Origin of the sequence: Microbacterium sp., from assembly GCF_026393345.1 — a bacterium.
GTDB lineage: Bacteria > Actinomycetota > Actinomycetes > Actinomycetales > Microbacteriaceae > Microbacterium.
The window spans coordinates 40417-49059 of record NZ_JAPLAI010000029.1 but is presented as its reverse complement, the minus strand read 5'-3'; the positions used below and the strand labels follow the sequence as shown (position 1 = coordinate 49059).

6 protein-coding genes and 1 pseudogene are annotated in these 8643 nt (G+C 69.4%); 4 read left to right on the top strand and 3 right to left on the bottom strand.

Annotation, left to right across the window (positions count from 1 at the left end; genetic code table 11):
• From NT132_RS03715 to treS, 4 genes and pseudogenes are all read left to right on the top strand, one after another.
• Positions 1-564, top strand: a pseudogene (locus tag NT132_RS03715) (MFS transporter); the annotation flags it as partial.
• Between the two features lies 1 nt (position 565).
• Positions 566-1021: a MarR family transcriptional regulator gene (locus NT132_RS03710; protein WP_297784957.1), complete on the top strand. Its 456-nt coding sequence runs from the start codon at positions 566-568 to the stop codon at positions 1019-1021.
• A gap of 53 nt (positions 1022-1074) precedes the next feature.
• The gene (locus NT132_RS03705) at positions 1075-1563 is read left to right on the top strand and encodes a MarR family transcriptional regulator (RefSeq protein WP_297784953.1); all 489 of its coding nucleotides are present in this window, start codon (positions 1075-1077) and stop codon (positions 1561-1563) included.
• A gap of 248 nt (positions 1564-1811) precedes the next feature.
• Positions 1812-4106: a maltose alpha-D-glucosyltransferase gene (gene treS, locus NT132_RS03700; RefSeq protein ID WP_297784950.1), complete on the top strand. Its 2295-nt coding sequence runs from the start codon at positions 1812-1814 to the stop codon at positions 4104-4106.
• 20 nt (positions 4107-4126) lie between these two features.
• Here treS and NT132_RS03695 read toward each other — a convergent pair whose 3' ends face one another.
• From NT132_RS03695 to NT132_RS03685, 3 genes are all read right to left on the bottom strand, one after another.
• A complete protein-coding gene (locus NT132_RS03695; RefSeq protein ID WP_297784947.1) occupies positions 4127-5371 on the bottom strand; it encodes a phosphotransferase in 1245 nt (414 codons plus the stop codon).
• Positions 5372-5502: 131 nt separating this feature from the next.
• Positions 5503-6930 (bottom strand): NtaA/DmoA family FMN-dependent monooxygenase, encoded by a 1428-nt coding sequence (locus NT132_RS03690; RefSeq protein ID WP_297784944.1) that lies wholly within the window; start codon positions 6928-6930, stop codon positions 5503-5505.
• Positions 6927-8642, bottom strand: coding sequence for an ABC transporter ATP-binding protein (locus tag NT132_RS03685; RefSeq protein WP_366940349.1), 1716 nt, complete (start codon positions 8640-8642; stop codon positions 6927-6929). Before NT132_RS03685 ends, NT132_RS03690 begins: the two co-directional genes overlap by 4 nt.
• Between the last annotated feature and the right edge of the window lies 1 nt (position 8643).

Sequence of the window (8643 nt, the reverse complement as noted above, 5' to 3'; positions counted from 1 at the left end):
GTCATGCAGAACCTGACCCTCATCGTGCAGAACGACACCCCGCCGCAGCAGCTCGGTGCCGCCTCGTCCAACGTGAACTTCTTCCGCACGATCGCGGGCACCATCGGCGTCACGATCATGGGCTCCCTCCTCTCGACGAGCGTGGGCAGCTACATCGCCGACGGCCTGGGCGGTTTCACGCCGACCACGGATGCGGAGCTCGCGGCACTGCAGAAGCTCGGTTCGGGCGACGTGCCGAAGGTCGCGGCCCTGCCTGACAGCCTCCGAGCGATCGTCGAGGGCGCCTACGGCCACGGCATCGCCGACGCGTTCATCATCGCGATTCCGCTCGCGGTGATCAGCATCGTTGCCATCGCCTTCATCAAGAACAAGCCGCTCTCGACAAAGACCGCCGCGGAGCAGCTGCGCGAGCAGGCGGAGGAGTCGATGATCGAGGTCTCGGAGGCCGAGATCGGCGCATCGTCCACCGGCACCGTCCGCATCCCGGGCGGATCGGACGCGGCTACGACCGCGACCGGATCGGTGCAGGTGCTCGAGCGCGAGGAACAGGCGCGCGAGCGCTGAGATGATCGCCATCGACGTGGACGCCACACCGGAGGTCGAGGACGCGCTCGCCGACTTACAGGGTGACCTCAACCTGGTGTTCGCCCGGGTGCGTTCGCTGTGGCGCGAGTCGGCGGCCGCGCTGCATCCCGAGCTGCAGGTCGCGGGGTACAAGCTGCTGACGTTCATCGACAAGGCGGGTACCGCCAACGCCCATCAGCTGGCCGAGCGCTTCGAGATGGACAAGTCCGTCGTCAGTCGCCAGGTGCGGATGCTCGAGGAACTGAACCTGCTCCGCTCGCGTGCGGATGAACGCGACGGACGGCTGCGCGTACTCAGCGCGACCCCGGCCGCATCTGTGGCTCTCCGGACGCTGCGGCATGAGTACGCCGCCCGGATGCGTGAGGGGATCGGAGAGCTGAGTCTGGCGGAGATCCGCGCCGCCTCGAAGGTCTTCAAACTCCTGTCTGAGGTGTGATCGAAGCCCCGCTGTCTCCTGTGTCAGCGGGGCTTCGCCGTACACTGGCGGCCATGACCTCCTCCCACGGCGCCGATCCGGGCGCGGCCGGCGGCGAGGTGCACGGCGGCCTCGACGCGCAGCAGGACGCGGCCGTCACCAGGGTCGAACACGAGCTGGGCCGGCTGATCGCGCGGATCCGCGTGGGCCTCCGCGAAGCCGCGGCCACTGTCCACCCGGAACTGCAACCGCTCGGGTATCAGGTGCTCACCTCCATCGCCTCGGGTAAGGCGACCTCCGCCGGGGAGATCATCGAACGGCTTCGGACGGACAAGTCGGCCGTGAGTCGCCACGTGCGTCAGCTCGAGCGGTGGGGGCTCGTCGAGAGTGTCCGGGATCCGGACGACCGCCACGCCCGCGTCCTGGTCGCCACCGATCTCGCTCAGGCGCGGGTCGCCCTCGCCCGGTCGCGATACGAGGAGCGGATCGGGGAGCGGCTACGGAACTGGTCCGCCCAAGACCTCGACCACTTCGCCGACCTGCTCTCGGACCTCGCCGGCTGACCCCCGGGTCTCCGATGCCCCGGGTCGATCGAACCCGCTCATCCGTCGCACATGAAGGGTGAGCGGTCGCCGTATCCGCGATCTGCGACGGGCGAACGGGCATCGAACCCGCTCATCCGTCGCGAAGGACGGGCGAAGTGACCCCGCATCCGCGATCTGCGACGGGTGAAGGCGCTACGTGCATAGTGCCTGCGGGAGATGGAGGCCAGTCCCTCCCGGTGCGCGGCGGAAGTCCCTAACGTGGAGGGATGGCGAGCGACGACACCCGGCCCGAGGACCTGTACACCGGCCCCATCGACCTGCCCGGGATGGCGGAGCTCGAGGACGAGGGCGACCAGGAGACGGTCGAGATCAGTTACGACGAGGCCCGGTACCCGGCCCGGCCCCGGCGGCTCCGGCCACGGGACCAGTTCCGCGGCGGGCGCGTGCGTCGGATCAAGACCGACCCTCGCACGGCCAACGGGACCAACCCGTCGTACGTGGAATGGCTGGTGCGGCAGTCGATGCTGAAGGATGCGGACGTCCTTGCCCGCCAGCTCGCCGGGCAGCCCGCGATGTGGCGGAACCCCTACGCCCGCCCCGACGCGCGACGGGCCATCGCCACGAGCGATGTGTGGTTCACCGCGTATCCGATCTCCCTCATCACCCGATCGGGGCAATCGTTCCTGGCGGCGCTCGGCGACGAAGAACTGTGGCGAGCGTTCGACCGTGTCGGCATCACCGCGGTCCACACCGGTCCGGTGAAGCGGGCCGGCGGGATCGCGGGATGGCTCCAGACCCCGAGCGTGGACGGGCATTTCGACCGCATCAGCACCGAGATCGACCCCGCGTTCGGCACCGAGGAGGAGTTTCGCGCGCTCTGCGACACGGCGGATGCCCACGGCGGGAGTGTCATCGATGACATCGTGCCGGGGCACACCGGCAAGGGGGCGGACTTCCGTCTTGCCGAGATGGGCTTCAAGGACTACCCCGGGATCTACCACATGGTGGAGATCCCGCCGGAGGACTGGGACCTTCTCCCCGACGTGCCCGACGGCGTGGACAGTATCAACCTCGACCCGGCGACCGAGCGCGTGCTCGCGGAGCGCGGGTACATCATCGGTGCCCTGCAGCGAGTCATCTTCTACACCCCGGGGGTGAAGGAGACGAACTGGAGCGCGACCGCCCCCGCGATCGGGCCGGACGGCATCACCCGACGCTGGGTCTACCTGCACTATTTCAAGCAGGGCCAGCCGTCCATCAACTGGCTCGACCCCACCTTCGCCGGGATGCGGCTGGTGATCGGCGACGCCCTGCACTCCCTCGGCGAGCTCGGCACGACCGCGCTGCGGCTGGACGCGAACGGCTTCCTCGGCGTGGAGGTGAGCGCCGAGGGCCTCCCGGCCTGGTCGGAGGGGCATCCGCTCTCCCATGCGGCCAATCACATCATCGCCGGGATGGTCCGCAAGGTCGGCGGCTTCACCTTCCAGGAGCTCAACCTCACCATCGAGGACATCCGCGACACCGGGGCCGTCGGGGCCGATCTCTCCTACGACTTCATCGGGCGCCCGGGTTATCACCACGCGCTCGCCACGGGGCAGACCGAGTTCCTGCGACTCGCCCTGAACACGTCACTCGACCTCGGGGTGCAGCCGGTGCAGCTGGTGCACGGGCTGCAAAACCATGACGAGCTGACCTACGAGCTGGTCCACTGGGCTGCGCGTCACGGCGACGATCTCTACCGATTCCGTGGCGACGAGATTCCGGGCGGTCAGCTCGCGGAGATCGTCCGCGCCGAGCTCACCGAGAGTCTTACCGGCACCGCCGACTACAACCGCGTCTTCACCCAGAACGGCATCGCCTGCACCTCGACGTCGCTCATCGCCGCGACGCGGGGGATCACCCGGCTCGATGACATCACGGACGCCGACGTGCCCGCCATCCGCGACGCGCACCTCCTGCTGTGCGCGTACAACGCGTGGCAGCCGGGCGTCTTCGCGCTCTCCGGGTGGGACCTCGTGGGGATGCTGACCGTCCCGGCCGCCGACATCACCGACCTCATCGCGTCCGGCGACACCCGGTGGATCGAGCGCGGTGCGCACGACCTGCTGGATATCGATCCGGATGCCACGCGGTCGGCTGCCGGGATGCCGCGGGGGCGAGCCCCCTACGGCCCCCTACCCGCGCAGCTCGACGACCCGGAGTCGTTCGCCTCACGTCTGGCAGGGATTCTCGATCTGCGGCGTGAGTACGGCATCGCGACGGCGTCGCAGGTTGACATCCCCGAGGTGGCACATGCGGGGATGCTGGTGCTGGTGCACCGTCTCGACGAGGGTGTCCCGAACGCGGACGCCCCCATCCAGGCGACCGTGCTGAACTTCTCGGGCGAGCCGACCGAGGGCACCGTGCGGTCAGAACATCTGATCCCCGGATACGACGTGGTGGATGCGGCATCGGGTCAAACGATCGGACGCGTCGACGATCTCAAGAGTTTCGCCGTCTCCCTGCCGGCCTACGGCGCGATGTTCCTCGTGCTCCAGCCCACCGAGCCCACGGACGACTGACGCGGGCCGCCCCTCATCGGCTACGCGGTGAGGACGCCTTCGATGGCCGCCACCGGTACCGGGAGCCACCCCGGCCGGTTGCGTGCCTCATACGTCGCCTCGTAGACGGCCTTGTCGAGGACGAGCGCGCGGAGCAGCACCGGGTCGATCTCGACCGCGCCGGGCGAGGAAACGTACGCGTCCAGGAACGCCTCACGGCACGCCCCACCCCAGCCGTCCGCATCCGGTCCGCCGCCCACGGCGCCGGCGTAGTCGAAGGATCGCAGCATCCCCGCGACATCGCGGGGAGCGAGGTCGGGGATCGCGCGCTCCTCCATCGGACGCAGAGGCTCCCCCTCGAAATCGACGATCCGCCAGCCGCCGTGCGGCACGGCGAGCACCTGCCCGAGATGCAGGTCGCCGTGGATGCGTTGCAGTCGCGGCCACGGACGCTCGAGGGCAGCGTGGTAGACGGCGTCGATCGCCGCGGCGCGGTCGGCCACCGCGGGCACCTCCGCCGCGGCGATCGCCAGCCGCCGCCGCCACGACGCTGCCGCCGCCGCGACGTGGTCGCGACCGGCTGCCACCGTCTCCAGTGCCGCGCCGAGCGCTCCGTGCACCCCGGCGACCGCACGCCCGAGGTCCCGTGCCGCCTCGGTGAAGTCCCGGTGCTCGGACGCCGCCTCCAGGGCGATCTGCCATCCGTCGCGGACCCCCGGGAGGAATTCCTGCGCAAAGCACAGCGTGCCGTGCGCCACCCCGGATGCCCGCCCCACGTCGGGCCACTCCGCATCCAGGCTGCCGAGGAACCGCGGCACGAACGGTGATCCCGCCCGGCTCAGCACTCGCTGCACCGTGACGTCTGGGTTCTCACCGTGGTGCAGGGTGCGGAACAGCTTGAGGATGATCGTGGGCGTGCCGTCCTCATCGAAGACGATGGAGGTATTGGACTGCTCTGCGCTCAGTACGCGGCACCCGGTGACCCGGCCGACGTCCACGCCCATCTCCGCCAGCAGCGCGACGGCGAAATCCTGATGCCGTGTCGCGTCGACGAGATAGCCGTCGGCGTCGTGGTGCACGACCGCGTCATCAGGGCCCGGCGCTGCGACCCGGGCCAACGGCACGTTGTACAGGGTCGGCAGCGAACCCGCGTCGTCCATGAGGAGGTATCGGGTGGCCGCCGTCGCCGGTTGGACGTCGAGCAACCGGAACCGAGGTTGGTGACTCTTCCCCGCGTACCACCGCTGCTGTCTGACCCAATCACCGAGCTCTGTTGAGAAGTCCACGCTTCACCCTGAGCCATGACGGGTCCGGAGAGAAAGGGCTGGACGGGTGCGGGGGCGGGGGAGTACCGGCGTGGGCGAGTCAGGACGTGTGGGTGGGTGGGTTCGATCATGCACCCACCCGCCCACCGCTATCAGGTCAGCTGGGGGAGACGTCCACCCGAGCGCAGATCAGCGGCTTCGTCCCAGGTGCGAGCGTGCGCGGAGAAGGCTCCCCGGTAGCGTGCCGCGGGATGGCGGTCGTTCAGCAGCGGCGAGCCGAAGAGCTTCTGTCGCAGCGGGCCCGGAGCGTACTCCTCCTGCGCGAGTCCGCGGGCCCGGAGGACGGGCAGCACCTTCTCGGCGAACTCCTCGAAGGACCCCGGCAATACCCAGTTGATGACGTTGATGCCGTCGACGCCCGCGGCCTGCCATTTCACCAGCTCGTCCGCGATCTGCTCGGGCGTGCCGACGACCCGGGATGCGCTCCGGGTGAGCAGCGCCACATCCTCCACGACGGGCTCCCGGTCGGGGACGGCCTGCGATGCCCAGGCCAGGAATCCGCGGGCAGTGTTGGTGTCGATGTCCTTGATCGGGGTTGCCGGGTCGTAGACGCGGCCGGTCTTGTCGACGAGCGCGGAGTGAGCGAGGTACCCCTCGTTGCTCACGAAACGGTCGTACTCCGCCTCCTTCTCCCGCGCGGCCTCCTCGGTGTCGCCGATGATGAAGCTCAGGCCCTGGTAGAACGTGATGTCCTCGGGTCGGCGTCCGGCTTCGACCGCCAACTGTCGGGTGTGCTCGATCTGACGGCGAGCGATCTCCGGTGAGGGCGCGATGATGAACGTCGCCTCCGCGTGCCGGGCGGCGAACCGGCGCCCGGACTCCGAGGAGCCTGCCTGGAACAGGAGCGGTGTGCGCTGCGGGGACGGTGCCGGCAGATGCGGTCCCTCGACGCGATACCGCTCACCCTCGTGGTGGATCTTGTGGATCCGCGAGGCATCGGCGTAAATACCCCGCTCCCGGTCCTTGACCAGCGCACCGTCATCCCACGAGCCCTCCCAGAGCTTGTAGACGACGTCGACGTACTCCTCGGCCCAGCGGTACCGCTCCGTGTGGTCGGTGAGCTGCGGCAGCCCGAAGTTGCGGGCGCCGTTGTCCTGCGTTCCGGTGACGATATTCCATGCCACGCGTCCCCGCGAGATGTGGTCGAGGGTCGATACCTGGCGGGCGAAGTTGAACGGGTGGTTCTGGGCGACGTTCGAGGTGAGGGCGAGGCCGAGGTTCGTGGTGGACACCGCGAGAGCCCCGAGAAGCACCGTCGGGTCGTTGCTCGGGATCTGCAGGCCATGGCGGGCGTAGACCTCGAAGTCGGCGTCCGCGTCGCCGTAGAGGCCGGTGACGTCGGCGAAGAACATGGCGTCGAACTTGGCCTCCTCCAGGGTGCGCGCCAGATCGATCCACAGGTCGACGTTCTCGAAGTCGACCTGGCCGGCGTCGGGGCGTCGCCACTGGCCGTGCTGGATGTGGGAGTTCGTGTTCATGACGAACGCGTTGAAGCGGAGGGGGCGGGCGGGGTCGGTCATGCGGAGGCCTTTCGTTCCAGAAGATCGGGGGAGGGCAGCGAGCCGATGAGCTGCTGGGTGTAGGGATGCTGGGGACGGGCGAAGATCTCGTCGGACGTGCCGGATTCCACGACCCGGCCGTTCGTCATCACCAGCACGCGGTCGCTCATGTGGTGGATGACGCCGAGGTCGTGAGAGATGAATAGGTAGCTCAGCCCGTAGTCGTCCTGGAGCTGCACGAGCAGATCGAGGATCTGTGCCTGCACGGAGACATCGAGGGCCGAGACCGCTTCGTCGAGCACGATGATCTCGGGCGACGCGGCGAGGGCGCGGGCGATCGCGACCCGCTGGCGCTGCCCGCCGGACAACCGTAGGGGGGAGCGCCCCCGCACCTCGGGCCCCAGGGCGACCTGGCCCAGGAGCGCCTGGACCCGCTCCCGCCGCTGCGCCTGATCCACGCCGGCGCCGGACGGAATGGCGTCGAGCAGGATGCGTTCCACACTCCACCGCGGATCGAAGGAACTCAGCGGGTCCTGGTAGACCACGGCGATGCGATCGCGCAGGTGTCGCCGGCGTGATTCGGGGACGGCACTCCAGGGATGACCGAGAAGCGTCACCTCCCCCTCGTCGGCGTCTTCGAGGGCGAGCGCGATCCGCGCCGTCGTGCTTTTCCCGGAGCCCGATTCACCCACGATGCCGAGCGTCTCGCCCCGCTGCAGCGTGAAGGAGACGCCGTCGACCGCGCGCGTCCGGGACCCGTCGCGTCCGATGAAGTGCCGCACCAGGCCGCGTGCCTCGAGGACCGGGGCGTTCAGGTCGCCGTGTGCGGCGCGGGAGGTCGCGGCGATGTGCAGGTCAGGCACGGATGCGGTCGCGGGCGCCAATCGTTCGCCTCGGGTGTGCCCGCCCGGGACGGCATCCAACAGAGCCTGGGTGTAGGGATGCTGCGGATCTCGCAGAACGCGCGCCGCCGGTCCCTGCTCGACGACCTCGCCTCGGCTCATCACAAGGATCTCGTCGGCCAATTCTCCGACGACGGCCAGGTCATGGCTGATCAGCAGGATCGATGCACCGCGGTCTTTCATCTCCGCGAGGAGCGAGAGCACCTGTGCCTGGACCGTGACGTCGAGTGCGGTCGTGGGCTCGTCCGCGATGATGACCGCCGGGTCGAGTGCCACGGCAGAGGCGATGAGCGCACGTTGGCGGAGGCCCCCGGACAATGCGCCGGCGCGCTGGCGGGCGCGGCGTTCGGCATCCGGGACGCCGACACTGGTCAGCACGTCGATGGCCTTTGCCCGTCGTGCGCGGCGGTCGCGCCACCCGTGCAGGCGCAGTGCTTCCTCGATCTCCGCCCCCACCGGCCGCAGCGGGTCGAGGGAGACGAGCGCATCCTGCTGGATGAAGCCGATCTCGCGCCCGCGGATGCGTCGCCACGATCGCGAGGAGCGGTTGCGCAGGTCTCGTTCGCCGAGGGCCACCTCGCCCCCGGTGACCACGCCGCCGACGCCGGTGAGACCCACGAGCGTGCGCGCCGTCACGCTCTTGCCCGACCCGGATTCACCGACGATCGCGACGCAGCGTCCCGCGTGCAGATCGAAGGAGACGGATCGCACCACCGACCGGACACCCGCGCTGCCCTCGAAACCGACCGACAGATCGCGGACGCGCAGGCGTGGTGTTCCCGTCGGTGCGGCCGGGGTGGTGTCGATGAGACTCTCGTCCAGCATGGTCATG